The sequence below is a fragment of the Stenotrophomonas sp. 17(2023) genome (assembly GCF_030345315.1).
Taxonomy (GTDB): Bacteria; Pseudomonadota; Gammaproteobacteria; order Xanthomonadales; family Xanthomonadaceae; genus Stenotrophomonas; species Stenotrophomonas acidaminiphila.
On record NZ_CP128405.1, the window covers coordinates 874,020 to 890,692 of the forward strand.

The 16,673-nt window shown below is 67.2% G+C and carries 19 protein-coding genes; 16 read left to right on the forward strand and 3 right to left on the reverse strand.

The genetic code is table 11. The features are described from left to right. The first annotated feature begins 12 nt into the window (after nt 1-12). The 13 genes from rplR to QQA12_RS03880 all read left to right on the forward strand — a co-directional run bounded on the left by rplR (nt 13) and on the right by QQA12_RS03880 (nt 9,989). Nucleotides 13-366 (forward strand): 50S ribosomal protein L18, encoded by a 354-nt coding sequence (rplR, locus tag QQA12_RS03820; RefSeq protein WP_054663339.1) that lies wholly within the window; start codon nt 13-15, stop codon nt 364-366. 160 nt (nt 367-526) lie between these two features. Continuing rightward, nucleotides 527-1,069, forward strand: coding sequence for a 30S ribosomal protein S5 (gene rpsE, locus QQA12_RS03825; RefSeq protein ID WP_054663341.1), 543 nt, complete (start codon nt 527-529; stop codon nt 1,067-1,069). Continuing rightward, on the forward strand, nt 1,062-1,253 hold the full coding sequence (gene rpmD, locus QQA12_RS03830) for a 50S ribosomal protein L30 (protein ID WP_005408214.1): 192 nt from the start codon (nt 1,062-1,064) through the stop codon (nt 1,251-1,253). The genes rpsE and rpmD overlap by 8 nt, the downstream gene beginning before the upstream one ends. A gap of 6 nt (nt 1,254-1,259) precedes the next feature. After that, nucleotides 1,260-1,703, forward strand: a complete 444-nt coding sequence (gene rplO / locus QQA12_RS03835) for a 50S ribosomal protein L15 (RefSeq protein WP_054663344.1) — start codon at nt 1,260-1,262, stop codon at nt 1,701-1,703. Nucleotides 1,704-1,710: 7 nt separating this feature from the next. Next, nucleotides 1,711-3,066: a preprotein translocase subunit SecY gene (gene secY, locus QQA12_RS03840; protein ID WP_054663347.1), complete on the forward strand. Its 1,356-nt coding sequence runs from the start codon at nt 1,711-1,713 to the stop codon at nt 3,064-3,066. Between the two features lie 349 nt (nt 3,067-3,415). Further along, nucleotides 3,416-3,772 carry a 30S ribosomal protein S13 gene (gene rpsM / locus QQA12_RS03845; RefSeq protein ID WP_054663350.1) on the forward strand — a complete coding sequence of 119 codons (357 nt, stop codon included), beginning with the start codon at nt 3,416-3,418 and terminating at the stop codon, nt 3,770-3,772. Nucleotides 3,773-3,784: 12 nt separating this feature from the next. Continuing rightward, nucleotides 3,785-4,177 carry a 30S ribosomal protein S11 gene (gene rpsK, locus QQA12_RS03850; RefSeq protein ID WP_054663352.1) on the forward strand — a complete coding sequence of 131 codons (393 nt, stop codon included), beginning with the start codon at nt 3,785-3,787 and terminating at the stop codon, nt 4,175-4,177. 14 nt (nt 4,178-4,191) lie between these two features. Then, complete coding sequence (gene rpsD, locus QQA12_RS03855; protein WP_054663355.1) at nt 4,192-4,821, forward strand: 30S ribosomal protein S4; 630 nt, start codon at nt 4,192-4,194, stop codon at nt 4,819-4,821. Nucleotides 4,822-4,876: 55 nt separating this feature from the next. Beyond that, the gene (gene rpoA, locus QQA12_RS03860; RefSeq protein ID WP_054663357.1) at nt 4,877-5,875 is read left to right on the forward strand and encodes a DNA-directed RNA polymerase subunit alpha; all 999 of its coding nucleotides are present in this window, start codon (nt 4,877-4,879) and stop codon (nt 5,873-5,875) included. A 191-nt stretch (nt 5,876-6,066) separates the two neighbouring features. After that, on the forward strand, nt 6,067-6,453 hold the full coding sequence (gene rplQ / locus QQA12_RS03865; RefSeq protein ID WP_054663360.1) for a 50S ribosomal protein L17: 387 nt from the start codon (nt 6,067-6,069) through the stop codon (nt 6,451-6,453). A gap of 304 nt (nt 6,454-6,757) precedes the next feature. Further along, on the forward strand, nt 6,758-7,273 hold the full coding sequence (locus tag QQA12_RS03870) for a disulfide bond formation protein B (protein ID WP_054663363.1): 516 nt from the start codon (nt 6,758-6,760) through the stop codon (nt 7,271-7,273). 49 nt (nt 7,274-7,322) lie between these two features. Beyond that, on the forward strand, nt 7,323-8,708 hold the full coding sequence (locus QQA12_RS03875; RefSeq protein ID WP_056931944.1) for a 3-deoxy-7-phosphoheptulonate synthase class II: 1,386 nt from the start codon (nt 7,323-7,325) through the stop codon (nt 8,706-8,708). Nucleotides 8,709-8,876: 168 nt separating this feature from the next. Further along, on the forward strand, nt 8,877-9,989 hold the full coding sequence (locus QQA12_RS03880) for a mechanosensitive ion channel family protein (protein ID WP_226050268.1): 1,113 nt from the start codon (nt 8,877-8,879) through the stop codon (nt 9,987-9,989). Nucleotides 9,990-10,010: 21 nt separating this feature from the next. On the opposite strand, the gene QQA12_RS03885 is transcribed toward QQA12_RS03880, so the two are convergent. The 3 genes from QQA12_RS03885 to typA form a co-directional block, all read right to left on the reverse strand. Continuing rightward, nucleotides 10,011-11,609 (reverse strand): amidase, encoded by a 1,599-nt coding sequence (locus QQA12_RS03885; protein WP_054663371.1) that lies wholly within the window; start codon nt 11,607-11,609, stop codon nt 10,011-10,013. A 110-nt stretch (nt 11,610-11,719) separates the two neighbouring features. Then, nucleotides 11,720-12,202 carry a DUF2127 domain-containing protein gene (locus tag QQA12_RS03890; protein WP_182336334.1) on the reverse strand — a complete coding sequence of 161 codons (483 nt, stop codon included), beginning with the start codon at nt 12,200-12,202 and terminating at the stop codon, nt 11,720-11,722. Nucleotides 12,203-12,207: 5 nt separating this feature from the next. Further along, complete coding sequence (gene typA / locus QQA12_RS03895) at nt 12,208-14,037, reverse strand: translational GTPase TypA (RefSeq protein WP_226050267.1); 1,830 nt, start codon at nt 14,035-14,037, stop codon at nt 12,208-12,210. A gap of 208 nt (nt 14,038-14,245) precedes the next feature. Here typA and QQA12_RS03900 point away from each other — a divergent pair, with 208 nt between their 5' ends. From QQA12_RS03900 to QQA12_RS03910, 3 genes are all read left to right on the forward strand, one after another. Further along, nucleotides 14,246-14,740 carry a peptidylprolyl isomerase gene (locus tag QQA12_RS03900; protein WP_226050266.1) on the forward strand — a complete coding sequence of 165 codons (495 nt, stop codon included), beginning with the start codon at nt 14,246-14,248 and terminating at the stop codon, nt 14,738-14,740. 123 nt (nt 14,741-14,863) lie between these two features. After that, nucleotides 14,864-15,847, forward strand: a complete 984-nt coding sequence (locus tag QQA12_RS03905; RefSeq protein ID WP_054663379.1) for a malate dehydrogenase — start codon at nt 14,864-14,866, stop codon at nt 15,845-15,847. Nucleotides 15,848-15,977: 130 nt separating this feature from the next. Then, nucleotides 15,978-16,592 (forward strand): RluA family pseudouridine synthase, encoded by a 615-nt coding sequence (locus QQA12_RS03910; protein WP_226050265.1) that lies wholly within the window; start codon nt 15,978-15,980, stop codon nt 16,590-16,592. The last annotated feature ends 81 nt before the right edge of the window (nt 16,593-16,673 follow it).

The following is a 16,673-nucleotide window of genomic DNA, read 5'->3' on the forward strand; positions in this document are numbered from 1 at the left end:
AGGATAAAGATCATGAACAAGAACATCGCTCGCCTGCGTCGCGCCAAGTCGACCCGTTCGCACATCCGCACCCTGGGCGTGCCGCGCCTGTCGGTGCTGCGTACCGGCCAGCACCTGTACGCGCAGGTCTTCACCGCCGACGGCTCGAAGGTGCTGGCTGCCGCCAACACCACCCAGGCCGACGTCAAGGACGGCCTGAAGAACGGCAAGAACGCCGACGCCGCCGCCAAGGTGGGCCGCATCGTTGCCGAGCGCGCCAAGGCCGCAGGCGTCGAGAAGGTCGCCTTCGATCGTTCGGGCTACCGCTACCACGGCCGCATCAAGGCCCTGGCGGACGCCGCGCGCGAGGCCGGCCTGCAGTTCTAAGGGAATGGGGCAGGGGCCTTGTCGGCTCCTGCCCGCCCGCTCGCCGGCCTGAGCGAGGCCGGACGGCGCCGTTCTTCTGCAGCGGCCCACCGGAACAACGCGTCATTCCACAACCATAAGCGGCCCCGAGCCGTACATACCCAACAACCAAGGAATCAACATGGCAGAAGAACGTCAGCAGCGGGGTCGCGACCGCGACCGCAACCGCGAAGAGAAGATCGACGACGGCATGATCGAGAAGCTGGTCGCGGTCAACCGCGTCAGCAAGACCGTCAAGGGTGGCCGCCAGTTCACCTTCACCGCCCTGACCGTGGTCGGCGACGGCGAAGGCAAGGTCGGTTTCGGCTATGGCAAGGCGCGCGAAGTGCCGGTCGCCATCCAGAAGTCGATGGAGCAGGCCCGCAAGAACCTGGTCAACGTCGACCTGAACAACGGCACCCTGTGGCATCCGGTCAAGGACGGCCACGGTGCGGCCCGCGTGTTCATGCAGCCCGCCTCGGAAGGTACCGGCGTGATCGCCGGCGGTGCCATGCGCGCCGTCCTGGAAGCGGTTGGCGTGAAGAACGTGCTGGCCAAGGCCACCGGTTCGCGCAACCCGATCAACCTGGTCCGCGCCACCGTGAAGGGCCTGGCCGGCATGCAGTCGCCGGCGCGCATCGCGGCCAAGCGTGGCAAGAAGGTGGAGGAACTCAACCATGGCTAATGAGTCCAACAAGACCGTGAAGGTGCGCCTGGTGCGCGGCCTGCGTGGAACCCAGTCGCGTCACCGCCTGTCGGTGCGTGCCCTGGGCCTGAACAAGCTCAACGATGTGCGTGAACTGAAGGACAGCCCGCAGGTTCGCGGCCTGATCAACAAGGTTCAGTACCTCGTCCAGGTTGAGGAGTAATCGACCATGACTCTGCGTCTCAATGAACTGAGCCCGGCTCCGGGCGCCCGCACCGAGCGCACCCGCGTCGGTCGCGGTATCGGCTCGGGCCTGGGCAAGACCGCCGGCCGCGGCCACAAGGGTTCGTTCGCCCGCAAGGGTGGCGGCAAGATCAAGGCTGGCTTCGAAGGCGGCCAGACCCCCATGCAGCGTCGTCTGCCGAAGATCGGCTTCCGTTCGCCGATCGCCAAGGACACCGCTGAAGTGCTGCTGTACCAGCTGGACAAGCTGCCGGCCGGCGAGATCGATTTCGCCGCCCTGCGTGCCGCCAAGCTGGTTCCGAGCACCGCCAAGAAGGCCAAGATCGTCGTCAAGGGCGAAGTGACCAAGGCGTTCACCCTGAAGGGCGTCGCCGCCACGGCCGGTGCCAAGGCCGCGATCGAAGCTGCCGGCGGCAGCGTACAGGAGTAACTGGAACATGGCGCAAGCTGGCATCGGTAACCTCGCGGGCGGAATGGGCAAGTTCACTGAACTTCGCCAGCGTCTTCTGTTCGTAGTCGGGGCATTGCTCGTCTATCGCATCGGCTGCTACGTGCCGGTGCCGGGCGTCAATCCCGATGCCATGCTTGCGCTGATGCAGGCGCAGGGCGGCGGTATCGTGGACATGTTCAACATGTTCTCGGGCGGCGCCCTGCACCGTTTCAGCATCTTCGCGTTGAACGTGATGCCGTACATCTCGGCATCGATCGTGATGCAGCTGGCGGTCCACATCTTCCCCGCGCTCAAGGCGATGCAGAAGGAAGGCGAGTCGGGCCGCCGCAAGATCACCCAGTATTCGCGCATCGGCGCGGTGCTCCTGGCCATCGTGCAGGGCGGCAGCATCGCCCTGGCGCTGCAGAACCAGGTGTCGCCGGGCGGCGCGCCGGTCGTCTATGCGCCGGGCATGGGCTTCGTGCTCACCGCCGTGGTCGCGCTGACTGCCGGCACCATCTTCCTGATGTGGGTCGGCGAGCAGGTCACCGAGCGCGGTATCGGCAACGGTGTCTCGCTGATCATCTTCGCCGGCATCGTCGCCGGCCTGCCGGCAGCGGTCATCCACACGCTGGATGCCTACCGTGACGGCAACATGAGCTTCATCTCGCTGCTGCTGATCGTCATCGTGGTGCTGGCGTTCACCTATTTCGTGGTGTTCGTCGAGCGCGGCCAGCGTCGCATCACGGTCAACTACGCACGGCGCCAGGGTGGCCGCAATGCGTACATGAACCAGACCTCGTTCCTGCCGCTGAAGCTGAACATGGCGGGCGTTATCCCGGCGATCTTCGCCTCCAGCATCCTGGCCTTCCCGGCAACGCTGGCGATGTGGTCCGGCCAGGCCAGCTCCGCGACCTGGCTGCAGAAGGTGGCCAACGCGCTGGGTCCGGGCGAGCCGCTGCACATGATCGTGTTCGCCGCGCTGATCACCGGTTTCGCGTTCTTCTATACCGCGCTGGTGTTCAACTCGCAGGAAACCGCCGACAACCTGAAGAAGTCGGGTGCGCTGATCCCGGGTATCCGTCCGGGCAAGGCCACCGCCGAGTACATCGACGCGGTGCTGACCCGTCTGACCGCGGCCGGCTCGCTGTACCTGGTGATCGTGTGCCTGCTGCCGGAACTGATGCGCACCCAGCTCAATGCCTCGTTCTACTTCGGTGGCACCTCGCTGCTGATCGTGGTGGTGGTGGTGATGGACTTCATCGCCCAGGTGCAGGCGCACCTGATGTCGCACCAGTACGAGAGCCTGCTGAAGAAGGCCAACCTGAAGGGTGGCAACCGCGGTGGTTTTGCACGCGGCTGATTCCCCCGTTATACTTTCCGCTTAATAGCGAGAAGGCCGCCCTGGGTTCCCCGGGCGGGCCTTCCAGACAGAAGGGCGGCCCCCGCAGCGGTCTCGGGTGGGGGTGTGATGTGGTAGTTCCGCGCGGGAGTAGCGCGGGCGGCCTGGAGAGAAATCTCCCTGCCAGGCACATCCGGCGCCGGAGCATGGGCACACTCCCCACGCCGGGCTCATGGAACCTTGTGTTCCACGGGCTTCCAAGCAAACCGGGACCTTGTTAGAATCGCTAGTTCACTTTTTTGATCCATCCTGCCGGAATGGCGCGCCACGCGGTGCGCATTCGGCCATCACTCAGCTGGAGAACCGCGTCATGGCGCGTATTGCAGGCGTCAACCTGCCAGCCCAGAAGCATGTCTGGGTCGGGTTGCAAAGCATTTACGGCATCGGCCGTACCCGCTCGAAGAAGGTCTGCGAAGCCGCAGGCGTTACTTCGACCACCAAGATCCGCGACCTGTCGGAGCCGGAAATCGACCGTCTGCGCCTCGAAGTGGGCAAGTACATCGTCGAAGGCGACCTGCGTCGTGAAGTCGGCATCGCCATCAAGCGCCTGATGGACCTGGGCTGCTACCGCGGCCTGCGTCACCGTCGCGGCCTGCCGCTGCGTGGTCAGCGCACCAAGACCAACGCACGCACCCGCAAGGGTCCGCGCAAGGCGCTTAAGAAGTAAGGGACCTAGAAAATGGCTAAGCCCGCTGCTGCTAAGACCAAGAAGAAGATCAAGCGCGTCATCACCGACGGCGTCGCCCACGTCCACGCTTCTTTCAACAACACCATCGTGACCATCACCGACCGCCAGGGCAATGCACTGTCCTGGGCGACCTCCGGTGGTGCCGGCTTCCGCGGTTCGCGCAAGTCGACCCCGTTCGCTGCGCAGGTTGCCGCCGAGAAGGCCGGCAAGGCCGCGCTGGACTACGGCGTGAAGTCGCTGGAAGTCCGCATCAAGGGTCCGGGTCCGGGCCGTGAGTCGGCCGTGCGTTCGCTGAACAACGTCGGCTACAAGATCACCAACATCATCGACGTGACGCCGATCCCGCACAACGGGTGCCGTCCGCCGAAGAAGCGTCGCGTCTAAAGGAGCGATAAGAAATGGCTCGTTATATCGGTCCTACCTGTAAGCTCGCCCGTCGCGAAGGCGCCGACCTGTCGCTGAAGAGCCCGGCCCGTGCGCTGGACTCCAAGTGCAAGCTGGAGCAGAAGCCCGGCCAGCACGGCGCCACCGCCCGCAAGGGCAAGCTGTCCGACTACGCCACCCAGCTGCGCGAGAAGCAGAAGGTCAAGCGCATCTACGGCCTGCTGGAGCGCCAGTTCCGCAACTACTACAAGAAGGCCTCGACCAAGAAGGGCAACACCGGCGAGAACCTGCTGCAGCTGCTGGAAACCCGCCTGGACAACGTCGTCTACCGCATGGGCTTCGCCGTGACCCGTCCGGCCGCGCGCCAGCTGGTCTCGCACCGCGGCGTCACCGTGAACGGCAAGTCGGTCAACCTGGCCTCGTACCAGGTCAAGGCCGGCGACGCGATCGCCCTGTCGGAAAAGGCTGCCAAGCAGCTGCGTGTCCAGGAAGCCCTGACCATCGCCGAACAGCATGACCTGAGCCCGTCGTGGGTGGAAGTCGATTCGAAGAAGTTCAGCGGCGTGTTCAAGGCCGTGCCGGATCGCGCCGACCTGCCGGCGGACATCAACGAAGCGCTGATCGTCGAGCTGTACTCGAAGTAATTCACATTGGAGAACCCCCGGCGACGGCCGGGGGTTCACTAGGAGAACCCGCAACATGACGGTTACCGCCAACCAGGTTCTGCGTCCCCGCGGTCCGCAGATCGAACGCCTTACCGACACCCGCGCCAAGGTCGTTATCGAGCCCTTGGAGCGGGGTTACGGGCATACGCTGGGCAATGCCCTGCGTCGCGTGCTGCTGTCGTCCATCCCGGGCTTCGCCATCACGGAAGTCGAGATCGACGGCGTGCTGCATGAGTACACCACGGTCGAAGGGCTGCAGGAGGACGTGCTCGAAGTCCTGCTCAACCTGAAGGACGTGGCCATCCGCATGCATTCCGGTGACAGTGCCACCATCTCCCTGTCCAAGCAGGGTCCGGGTGTGGTGACTGCCGCCGACATCAAGGTCGACCACAACGTCGAAGTCCTCAACGGCGAGCAGATCATCTGCAACCTGACCAAGGACACGGCGATCAACATGCGCCTGAAGGTCGAGCGTGGCTTCGGCTACCAGCCGGCGGCTTCGCGTCGTCGTCCGGACGAAGAAACCCGTGCCATCGGCCGCCTGGTCCTGGACGCCTCGTTCTCGCCGGTCCGCCGCGTCGCCTACGCCGTGGAAGCGGCCCGCGTCGAACAGCGTACCGACCTGGACAAGCTGGTCATCGATATCGAAACCAACGGCACGATCGATGCCGAGGAAGCCGTCCGCACCGCGGCCGACATCCTCAGCGATCAGCTCTCGGTGTTCGGTGACTTCACCCACCGCGACCGCGGTGCGGCCAAGCCGGCCAACAACGGCGTGGATCCGGTGCTGCTGCGCCCGATCGACGACCTGGAGCTGACCGTCCGTTCGGCCAACTGCCTGAAGGCCGAAAGCATCTACTACATCGGCGATCTGATCCAGAAGACCGAAGTGGAGCTGCTCAAGACCCCGAACCTCGGCAAGAAGTCGCTGACCGAGATCAAGGAAGTGCTGGCCCAGCGTGGCCTGTCGCTCGGCATGAAGCTGGAGAACTGGCCGCCGGCCGGCGTCTCCGCCCACGGCATGCTGGGCTGAGCAAACCCTGTTTCCCCGCATGGGTGACCATGCGGGGAACGCAGCATGCAGTACCCGCGCCGATGGCTTGAAAGCCACGGTGCCGGTCGTCCAGGGAGCAGGGCGACCAGGACCACCCGCAGTCCACAGCAGCAGCGCCAGGAAGGCGACAACGAAGTCCAACGAACCATCATTGACCAAGGAATAGACCCATGCGCCACCAGAAGTCGGGCCGCAAGTTCAACCGCACCAGCGCCCACCGCGAAGCGATGTTCAAGAACATGGCCGCCTCGCTGTTCAAGCACGAGCTGATCAAGACCACCCTGCCGAAGGCCAAGGAACTGCGCCGCGTCGCCGAGCCGCTGATCACCCTGGCCAAGGTCGACTCCGTCGCCAACCGCCGCCTGGCTTTCGCCCGCCTGCGTGACAAGGAAGCCGTCGGCAACCTGTTCACCGTGCTGGGCCCGCGCTACGCCAGCCGGCCGGGCGGCTACCTGCGCCTGCTGAAGTGCGGCTTCCGTGCCGGCGACAACGCGCCGATGGCCTACGTCGAGCTGGTGGACCGTCCGGCCGCCGTTGCCGAGGAAGTGGCCGAGTAATCGCGCCTTCCGCAACGAGCCTGAAACGAAAAGCCCGGCCTCGCCCGGGCTTTTCGCTTTTCCGGAGTCCGGACTCTCTGGCCGCGTAGCTGGGCGGGCGCACTGTCCGGACGCGCCGGCGTCGGGGCCGGTACCGTTCGCCGCGGCCCGGAGGCGATCGATGTGCGGTGCAGTGCAGTGCATGGCATGGCGCGCTCCGGCAGCCGCATGGCGCCGAGCATCTGCGGTACGTTCCGCGTGGTGGATGCTGTCGTGCGGCCGCCGGCCTGTTACGCTTGTTGGATCATTGATCCGGAACGACACGATGAATCCTTTGCGGTGGGGCTTCCGCGCGCAGTGCCTGCTGGGCTTCCTGGCCTGCGCGGGTCTTCTTGCGTTCGCCATCTGGATGCAGCTGGAGATGGGCCTGGAGCCCTGTCCGCTGTGCATTTTTCAGCGCATCGCCTTCGCCGCGGTGGGCCTGCTGTTCCTGTTGGGCGCGCTGCACGGGCCGTCCACCCGCACTGGGCGCGGCGTATACGGGGGGCTGGCGTTCATCGCCGCGGCCGTGGGCGCCGGCATTGCCGGGCGCCACGTGTACGTGCAGTTGCTGCCGAAGGACCTGGGCAGCAGCTGCGGCCCGCCGCTGAGTTTCCTGAGCGAGACCATGGGCCCGTTCGAGGTGTTCCGTACCGTGCTTACCGGCACCGGCGACTGCGGCAACATCGACTGGACCTTCCTCGGCCTGAGCATGCCGATGTGGAGCCTGGTGTGGTTCGCGCTGCTGGGTGCGTGGGCGCTGTATGCCGGCCTGCGCGCGCGCCGGACACGCCTGTTCTGAGTCCCTTTGGTTTTCCGCTGTATCCCCCTGCTATCGCTACGGTAATCGCATGAACCTGTCCCCGTCCTTGTCCCCGGCCGCCACTGCATCGCACTGGGCGCCGGACAGCTGGCGTGGGCGCCCGGCGCTGCAGATGCCGACCTATCCCGATCCGCAGGCGCTGGAGACGGCGCTGGCGCAGCTGCGCCAGCTGCCGCCGCTGGTGACGTCGTGGGAGATCCTGGCACTCAAGCAGCAACTGGCCGAGGCGCAGGAAGGCGAACGCTTCCTGCTGCAGGGCGGCGACTGTGCGGAGAATTTCGCCGACTGCGAATCCGGCACGATCTCCAACCGGCTCAAGGTCCTGCTGCAGATGAGCCTGGTGCTGGTGCACGGACTGCGCAAGCCGGTGATCCGGGTGGGACGCTTTGCCGGCCAGTACGCCAAGCCGCGTTCGGCCGACACCGAGACCCGCGACGGGGTGACCCTGCCCAGCTACCGGGGCGACGTGATCAATGCGCCGGAGTTCACCGAGGCGGCGCGGATGCCCGATCCGCAGCGGATGATCGTCGCCCATTCGCGTTCGGCGCTGACGATGAATTTCGTGCGTGCCCTGATCGATGGCGGCTTCGCCGACCTGCACCATCCCGAGTACTGGAACATGAGCTGGGTCGGGTGTTCGCCGCTGGCGGCCGAGTACCAGAAGATGGTGGGCTCCATCGGCGATGCGGTGCGCTTCATGGAGACGCTGGCCGGTGCACGGGTGCACAACCTCAACCGGGTCGATTTCTATACGTCGCACGAGGCGTTGCTGCTGCCCTACGAGCAGGCGCTGACCCGGCAGGTGCCGCGCCAGCACGGCTGGTTCAACCTGAGTACGCACTACCCGTGGATCGGCATGCGTACCGCGGCGCTGGAGGGCGCGCACGTGGAGTACCTGCGCGGCGTGCGCAACCCGATCGCGATCAAGGTGGGGCCGTCGGTGCAGCCGGACCAGCTGCTGCGCCTGATCGACGTGCTCAATCCCGATGACGAGCCGGGCCGCCTGAGCTTCATCCATCGCATGGGCGCGACGCAGATCGCCGACAGGCTGCCGCCGCTGCTGGATGCGGTCAAGCGTGACGGCCGCCGCGTGCTGTGGGTCTGCGATGCGATGCACGGCAACACGGAGAGCACCAGCAACGGCTACAAGACCCGTCGCTTCGACAACGTCCTGGCCGAGGTCGAGGCGTCGTTCGACCTGCATGCGGCGGCCGGCACGCGCCTGGGCGGCGTGCACCTGGAACTGACCGGCGAGGACGTGACCGAGTGCACCGGTGGCGCGCGCGAACTGACCGACCGCGATCTGGAGCGTGCGTACCGCTCGACGGTCGACCCGCGGCTGAACTACGAGCAGTCGCTGGAAATCGCGATGGCGATCGTGCGCAAGCGGCAGCAGGGGCCCGACGCGTCCTGAGGCGGGCACGGCGTATCGGTCGCTGCGCGCGACCGGGGGGACAGCCAGCGTGGCGACAACGGGTGAGGGCGGCGGCATGCGCCGGGCCTGCGGCATGACATCGCGATCATGGTTTCTGGCGCATCATGGGCGGCACATCCTTTCGTATCCCCAGGAGGACGCGCATCGATGGCCGACTGGACCGTCATTCGCACCTACGCATTGCCGCTGGGAGCGGCGATTCTTGCTGGCTTCGTCGTCTGGACGCTGATGCTGTGGCTGTTCCGGCGCACCAAGGGACGTGACTACCGGCGCGCGCGCATCGTGCGCGTGGTGAGCCTGCCGCTGGCGTTCTTCCTGCCGCTGTTGTTCCTGGAGATGGCGCTGGGAGCCACGCCGCTGGACGGGAAGGCGCTGCAGGTGATGCAGCGCCTGCTGCACGTGGGCGTGGTGGCATGCCTGACCTGGCTGCTGGTACGGGCGGTGGCCGCCGGCGAGCGCGCGATCCTGCGCAACCACCCGATCGAGATGGCCGACAATCTTGCCGCGCGTCGCGTCCAGACCCAGACCCGGGTGTTGAGCCGGGTGCTGATGGGCGTGATCGTGCTGTTCGGCGTGGCGACGGTCTTGCTGGCGTTCCCGCAGGCGCGGCAGGTCGGCAAGACCCTGCTGGCCTCGGCGGGCATCGTCGGGCTGGTGGCCGGCATCGCCGCCAGGCCGGTGTTCGGCAACCTGATCGCCGGCCTGCAGATCGCACTGACGCAGCCGATCCGGCTGGACGACGTGGTGATCGTGGAAGGCGAGTGGGGGCGGATCGAGGAGATCGGCAGTTCCTACGTGGTGGTGCGGATCTGGGATGAGCGGCGCATGGTGGTGCCGTTGTCCTGGTTCATCGAGAACCCGTTCCAGAACTGGACCCGGCGCAGCGCCGACCTGCTGGGGACCGCATTCCTGTGGCTGGACTACCGTACCCCGGTTGCGGCGGTACGCGCCGAGCTGGAGCGCATCTGCGGGGAGTCGCCGTTGTGGGACGGACGGGCCTGCGTGACCCAGGTGACCGAGGCGAGCGAGCACGCCATCCAGGTGCGGCTGCTGGTGAGCGCGCGCAACTCCGGCGATGCCTTCGACCTGCGCTGCATCGTGCGCGAGCGCATGATCGATTTCCTGATGCGCGAGCATCCGGCCGCGCTGCCGCGGCTGCGCGCGGAGATGGCGGATCCAGCCGGGGTGCCGCAGCCGGCGCGCGGGGGCGGACCCGCGGACATCCGCTCACCGGGCGCGGAGGATGGCGCGCCGGGGTAGGCGGCATCGCCGCCGCGGCCATCAACGGGTCTGCGCGGTATCCGCGAAGGTCGGCGGCTTGCGCGCCCGGGTCAGTTGTTCGTAGGCGTGTCCCAGTTCGAGCAAACGTGGCTCGCTCCAGGCGGTGCCCATGAACAGCAGCCCCAGCGGCAGGCCGCCGGCATGGCCCATGGGCACGCTCAGGCTCGGGTAGCCGGCGACCGCGGCGGCGCCGTAGCTGCCGCCTGGGTAGGCGTCACCCTGGCCGGGCGTGGTGCGCCAGGCGGCACCGGTGGTGGGTGCCACCAGCGCATCGAGGCGGTCGGCACGCAGTGCGGCGTCGATGCCTTCGGGGCCGGCAAGCCGGCGGGCGTTGCCGCGCGCGGCGATATAGGCCGGGTCCTTGAGCGTGCCGGACTGTTCGGCCTCCAGCAGCAATTCCTGGCCGAACAGGTGCAGTTCCTGCGAGGCGTTGGCCTGGTTGAACGCGATCAGGGTGGCGAGCGAGTCCACCGGCGTCCGCCACTGCTGGAAATACCGGTTCAGCCCGCTCTTGAATTCATACAGCAGCACCGTCTGCTCGTCCTTCTCCCAGGCGCCTTCGCCGGGCAGCGTGGTTTCCACGACGGTGGCACCGGCGGCGCGCATCGCCGCCACCGCCTGGTCGAGTACCGGCTTTATCTCCGCGCGCTCGGCGAGCGCGTTGCGCAGCACGCCGATGCGCGCGCCGCGCAGGGCGTCGGGACGCAGGCGGGTGCCGTAGTCGTATACGGCCCGCCCGGGCATCCCAGCGGTGGCGGGATCGGATTCGTCGCGGCCGGCGATCGCCCCGAGCAGCAGCGCGGCATCGGCGACGCTGCGGGTCATCGGTCCGGCGGTGTCCTGGCTGAAGGAGATCGGGATGATGCCGTCGCGGCTGACCAGGCCCACGGTGGGCTTGAGCCCGACGATGCCGTTGACCGCGGCCGGGCAGACGATGCTGCCGTCGGTTTCGGTGCCGATGGCGGCCACCGCCAGGTTGGCGGAGATGGCCACGGCGCTGCCGGAACTGGAGCCGCACGGATTGTGGTCCAGCGCGTACGGGTTGCGGGTCTGCCCGCCCACCGCGCTCCAGCCGGATGTCGAACCGGAGGAGCGGAAATTGGCCCACTCGCTCAGGTTGGTCTTGCCCAGGATCACCGCGCCGGCGTCGCGCAGGCGCTGCACCAGGAAAGCGTCGCGCCGCGGGCGGAACGTCTTCAGCGCCAGCGAGCCGGCGGTGTTGTGCATGGGCGTGGCGGCGATGTTGTCCTTGAGCAGGACCGGCATGCCGTGCAGCGGGCCGCGGATGCGCCCGGCACGGCGTTCGGCATCGCGCTGCGCCGCTTCGCGGCGCGCGGCCGGGTTGAGCTCGATCACCGAGCGCAGCGCGGGCCCGGCACGGTCGAGCTGCGCGATGCGCCGCAGGTAGGCATCGGTGAGGGTGACGCTGTCGAGCTCGCCGGCGGTCATCCGCGCCTGCAGTTCGGCGATGCCCGCTTCCTGGTAGGGGAAGGGCGGCTCGCCGGCCGGAGTGTCGCTGGCGCTGCCATTGCAGGCGCTGCACAGCGCCGTCGCCAGAAGGGACAGGAGCAGTCGGGAACAGGTGTGGAGGGCGCGCATGCCGCGCAGGCTATCGGGCCGGACTGGCGTTGGCAAACCGGTGTGGGCCGGCCCGCCGCGGCGGCCGCGTGCGCCCGGTGGTGCGGTGCGGATTTCCGGCGTGCCGCGGCTCAGCGCGCGGTCGCTGGCCGGCGCTTGCCGATGTCCCGGGCCAGTACCCAGACCACGACGAGGTTGACGGCCAGCAGCAGCCACGAGGCCCAGCCGGGGTGGCGGATGATGGCGTAGACGTCCAGCGGCAGGTACAGCGCGGCGGAAATGCAGCCCAGCCACGATGCCCAGGCGCGGGCACGCCACAGGCCCCAGGCTTCCAATGATCGGAGCAGGCCGTAGGCGACCAGCGCGAGGGCGCCGACATGCACGGTGTCGGGCGTGATCATGTCCAGCAGGGTCGAGGACGAGCCGTGTTCGGGGTCGCCGCCGACGTGCCGGATCAGGGTGTTGACGAAGGTGCGGAGGGGGGCGGGCCCGGAGAACTCCAGGCCCGCGGCGGCCAGAAAGGCCAATGCGGCCTTGACCGCTTCCAGCAGTGCGATGGCGGCAAGTCCCGGATGCGCATGCGGATCCGGGTTGTAGGGCTTGCGCGCGGACAAGTCGATCAGCCGGCGCGGGAGGCGCGCTTGCGATCGCTCTCGGTCAGGAACTTCTTGCGAAGGCGGATTTCCTTCGGGGTGATTTCCACCAGCTCGTCGTCATCGATGAAGTCCAAGGCCTGCTCCAGCGAGAACTTGATGGCCGGGGTCAGCTGGATCGCGTCGTCCTTGCCCGAAGCGCGCATGTTGGTCAGCGGCTTGGTCTTGATCGCGTTGACCGTCAGGTCATTGTCCTTGGAGTGGATGCCGATCAGCTGGCCTTCGTACACGTTGTCGCCTTCGGCGGCGAACAGCTTGCCGCGTTCCTGCAGCGGGCCCAGCGAGTAGGCAGGCGTGGCGCCGGCGGCATTGGCGATCATCACGCCGTTCAGGCGCTTGGCGATGGCGCCCTGTTCCTTCGGGCCGTAATGGTCGAACACGTGGAACAGCAGGCCCGAACCCTGGGTCAGCGTCTTGAACTCGTTCTGGAAGCCGATCAGGCCGCGCGCCGGAATCTTGAAGTCCAGGCGCACGCGGCCCTTGCCGTCCGATTCCATGTTCTCCAGCAGGGCCTTGCGGGTGCCCAGCTTCTCCATCACGCCGCCCTGGTGCTGCTCTTCGATGTCCACCACCAGCTGCTCGATCGGCTCCATCAGCTGGCCGTCGATTTCCTTGATGATGACTTCCGGGCGCGACACGGCCAGTTCATAGCCTTCGCGGCGCATGGTTTCGATCAGCACCGACAGGTGCAGCTCGCCGCGGCCGGAGACCAGGAACTTGTCGGCGTCTTCCAGCTGCTCGACCTTCAGCGCCACGTTGTGCACGGTCTCGCGCTCCAGGCGCTCCTTGAGCTGGCGGCTGGTCAGGAACTTGCCGCCGGACAGGTCCTTGTTGCCGGCGAACGGCGAGTTGTTGACCTGGAAGGTCATCGAGATGGTCGGCTCGTCCACGGTCAGGGCCGGCAGAGCCTCCGGGGTGTCCAGCGCGCAGACGGTGTCGGAGATGGTCAGCTCCTGGATGCCGGAGATGGCCACGATGTCGCCGGCCTGGGCCTCCTCGACCTCGATGCGCTCCAGGCCCATGAAGCCCAGCACCTGCAGGATCTTGCCCTGGCGCTTCTTGCCTTCGCGGTCGACGATGCTGACCGGCATGTTCTTCTTGACCTTGCCGCGCTGGATGCGGCCGATGCCGATCACGCCGACGAAGTTGTTGTAGTCCAGCTGGCTGATGCGCATCTGGAACGGGCCTTCGGCCTCGACTTCCGGCGCCGGCACGTACTTCATGATCGCTTCGTACAGCGGGGTCATGTCGCCGTCGCGCACGGTGTCTTCCATGCCGGCGTAGCCGTTCAGGCCCGAGGCATAGACGATCGGGAAGTCCAGCTGCTCATTGGTGGCGCCGAGCTTGTCGAACAGGTCGAACACCTGGTCGATCACCCATTCCGGGCGCGCGCCCGGGCGGTCGACCTTGTTGACCACGACGATCGGCTTGAAGCCCATCGCGAAGGCCTTCTGGGTGACGAAGCGGGTCTGCGGCATCGGGCCGTCCATCGCGTCGACCAGCAGCAGCACCGAGTCGACCATCGACAGCACGCGCTCCACTTCGCCGCCGAAGTCGGCGTGCCCTGGGGTGTCGACGATGTTGATGCGGTTGCCGCGCCAGTTGATCGCGGTGTTCTTGGCCAGGATGGTGATGCCGCGTTCCTTTTCCTGGTCGTTGCTGTCCATCACGCGCTCTGCCAGCACCGTGCGCTCGGACAGGGTGCCAGACTGCTTCAGCAACTGGTCGACGAGGGTGGTCTTGCCATGGTCGACGTGGGCGACGATGGCGATGTTGCGAAGGTTTTCGATGGACATGCGAAAGACGGCCAGCCGGTGCCGTGAATGGGGAAAAGAAGTCCAACATTATACGGGCATGAGGCCGATTCGCGAAAAGGGGGCGTGAAGGCCGCCGGGACGGGCGTTCAGCCGGCGGCGGGCGCGGTGAGGGCGGGGGACGTCGCCCGCCGGGGCCGGGTGTATCCTATGCGGTCTGCGATAGACGTCTTCTCCCACAAGGATTCCCATGTCCCTGACCGCCCATTTCGACACCTCCCGCGGCCTGATCAAGGTCGAGCTGTTCGCCGACAAGGCACCGCTGACCGTGGCCAATTTCGTCAACCTGGCCCAGCGCGGGTTCTACGACGGCCTGAATTTCCACCGCGTGATCGCCGATTTCATGATCCAGGGCGGCTGCCCGGAAGGCTCCGGCCGCGGCGGCCCGGGCTACCGCTTCGAGGACGAGACCAACAACGGCGTGCGCCACGAGCGCGGCGTGCTGTCCATGGCCAATGCCGGCCCCAACACCAACGGCAGCCAGTTCTTCATCACCCACATCAAGACCGACTGGCTGGACGGCAAGCACACCGTGTTCGGCAAGGTGGTCGAAGGCCTGGACGTGGTCGACGCGGTCAAGCAGGGCGACCTGATCAACAAGATCACCATCGAGGGCGATGCCGACGCCGTGCTGGCCTCCCAGGCCGGGCGCGTGGCCGAGTGGAACAAGATCCTCGCCGCCTGATCCCCGTCCACGGCCACCGGCAACGGTGGCCGTTCGCGTGATGTGCACCGATTGCAGCCCCGCTTTCGCGGCCGCGGAGGCCGGGGCCGTCCCGAGACACCTTTCTTAGCAGAGGAAACCCCCATGAAAGCACCCGTACGTGTCGCCGTGACCGGCGCTGCCGGCAATATCGGCTACGCCCTGCTGTTCCGCATCGCCTCCGGCGAAATGCTGGGCAAGGACCAGCCGGTCATCCTGCAGCTGCTCGAGATCGACAATGAAAAGGCCCAGGCCGCGCTGAAGGGCGTGGTCATGGAACTGGAGGACTGCGCGTTCCCGCTGCTGGCCGGCGTGGTCACCACTGCCGACCCGCTGGTGGCGTTCAAGGACGTCGACGTGGCCCTGCTGGTCGGCGCCCGCCCGCGCGGCCCGGGCATGGAGCGCAAGGATCTGCTGCTGGAGAACGCCAAGATCTTCACCGTGCAGGGCAAGGCGCTCAATGCCGTGGCCAAGCGCGACGTGAAGGTGCTGGTGGTCGGCAACCCGGCCAACACCAACGCCTACATCGCCATGAAGTCGGCCCCGGACCTGGATCCGAAGAACTTCACCGCCATGCTGCGCCTGGACCACAACCGCGCCCTGAGCCAGCTGTCGGCCAAGACCGGCAAGGCCGTGGACAGCTTCGAGAAGTTCACGGTGTGGGGCAACCACAGCCCGACCATGTACCCGGACTACCGCTTCGCCACCACCGGCGGCGCCTCGGTGGCCGAGCTGATCAACGACCAGGAATGGAACGCCAACACCTTCATCCCGACCGTCGGCAAGCGCGGCGCGGCCATCATCGCCGCACGTGGCCTGTCCTCGGCGGCCTCGGCCGCCAATGCCGCCATCGACCACGTGCATGACTGGGTGCTGGGCAGCAACGGCAAGTGGGTGACGATGGGCGTGCCGTCCGACGGCTCCTACGGCATTCCCGAGGGCGTGGTGTTCGGCTTCCCGGTGATCACCGAGAACGGCAAGTACACCATCGTCAAGGACCTGCCGATCGACGACTTCTCCAAGAAGTACATCGACATCACCCTGGGCGAGCTCGAGGAAGAGCGCGCCGGCGTGGCCGACCTGCTCTGATCGCAGCGGCCGGGCGACCGGGTCGACGGGGGGAAGCTTCGGCTTCCCCCTTTTTGTTGGAAGCGCTGCGGCGCGGTGTCCCGCGGGGCGGCCGGCGCCTTCCCCGTGGCGACGTGCAAAGGCGGAAACGGTGATCGGACTGCACTACATCGACGAGGCGCTGCTGGTGGCGGAGAAGCCCGCCGGCCTGCTCTCGGTACCCGGGCGCCTGCCGGAGAACCAGGACTGCCTGGTGGCACGCCTGCAGGCGTCGTATCCGGACGTGCTGACCGTGCACCGGCTGGACCAGGTGACGTCGGGGCTGATGCTGTACGCGCGCGGCAAGCAGGTGCAGGCGGCCCTGTCGATGCAGTTCGAGCAGCGGCGGGTGCACAAGCGCTACGAAGCGGTGGTGGAGGGGCAGGTCGCGGGCGAGGCGGGCGAGATCGCGTTGCCGTTGATCTGCGACTGGCCGAACCGGCCCAGGCAGATGGTGGACCTTGAACGGGGCAAGCCGGCGCTGACCCGCTGGCGGGTGCTGGCGCGCGATGCGGGGCAGGCGTGGACCCGGGTGGAACTGGAACCGGTGACCGGGCGCAGCCACCAGCTGCGGCTGCACATGGCCAGTGCCGGCCATCCGATCGTCGGCGACGGTCTGTACGGCGCGCGGCCCGCGCCGCGCGTACAGCTGCATGCGTGCCGGCTGGACTTCGTGCACCCGCTGAGAGGGGAAACGATGACGTTCGTTTCACCCAGCCCGTTCTGAGCACGGCGCCGGCCCTGCAACGATGGTCGTACGACCATCGTCGCAGGGAGGCGGCGCGCCGGTCCGGACTATGCTCGGCGC

Excerpts from the sequence above, each read along its gene's own strand:
- rplR (WP_054663339.1), top strand. The coding sequence starts at position 13 with ATGAACAAGAACATCGCTCGCCTGCGTCGCGCCAAGTCGACCCGTTCG.
- rpsE (WP_054663341.1), top strand. The coding sequence starts at position 527 with ATGGCAGAAGAACGTCAGCAGCGGGGTCGCGACCGCGACCGCAACCGC.
- rpmD (WP_005408214.1), top strand. The coding sequence starts at position 1,062 with ATGGCTAATGAGTCCAACAAGACCGTGAAGGTGCGCCTGGTGCGCGGC.
- rplO (WP_054663344.1), top strand. The coding sequence starts at position 1,260 with ATGACTCTGCGTCTCAATGAACTGAGCCCGGCTCCGGGCGCCCGCACC.
- secY (WP_054663347.1), top strand. The coding sequence starts at position 1,711 with ATGGCGCAAGCTGGCATCGGTAACCTCGCGGGCGGAATGGGCAAGTTC.
- rpsM (WP_054663350.1), top strand. The coding sequence starts at position 3,416 with ATGGCGCGTATTGCAGGCGTCAACCTGCCAGCCCAGAAGCATGTCTGG.
- rpsK (WP_054663352.1), top strand. The coding sequence starts at position 3,785 with ATGGCTAAGCCCGCTGCTGCTAAGACCAAGAAGAAGATCAAGCGCGTC.
- rpsD (WP_054663355.1), top strand. The coding sequence starts at position 4,192 with ATGGCTCGTTATATCGGTCCTACCTGTAAGCTCGCCCGTCGCGAAGGC.
- rpoA (WP_054663357.1), top strand. The coding sequence starts at position 4,877 with ATGACGGTTACCGCCAACCAGGTTCTGCGTCCCCGCGGTCCGCAGATC.
- rplQ (WP_054663360.1), top strand. The coding sequence starts at position 6,067 with ATGCGCCACCAGAAGTCGGGCCGCAAGTTCAACCGCACCAGCGCCCAC.
- QQA12_RS03870 (WP_054663363.1), top strand. The coding sequence starts at position 6,758 with ATGAATCCTTTGCGGTGGGGCTTCCGCGCGCAGTGCCTGCTGGGCTTC.
- QQA12_RS03875 (WP_056931944.1), top strand. The coding sequence starts at position 7,323 with ATGAACCTGTCCCCGTCCTTGTCCCCGGCCGCCACTGCATCGCACTGG.
- QQA12_RS03880 (WP_226050268.1), top strand. The coding sequence starts at position 8,877 with ATGGCCGACTGGACCGTCATTCGCACCTACGCATTGCCGCTGGGAGCG.
- QQA12_RS03885 (WP_054663371.1), bottom strand. The coding sequence starts at position 11,609 with ATGCGCGCCCTCCACACCTGTTCCCGACTGCTCCTGTCCCTTCTGGCG.
- typA (WP_226050267.1), bottom strand. The coding sequence starts at position 14,037 with ATGTCCATCGAAAACCTTCGCAACATCGCCATCGTCGCCCACGTCGAC.
- QQA12_RS03900 (WP_226050266.1), top strand. The coding sequence starts at position 14,246 with ATGTCCCTGACCGCCCATTTCGACACCTCCCGCGGCCTGATCAAGGTC.
- QQA12_RS03905 (WP_054663379.1), top strand. The coding sequence starts at position 14,864 with ATGAAAGCACCCGTACGTGTCGCCGTGACCGGCGCTGCCGGCAATATC.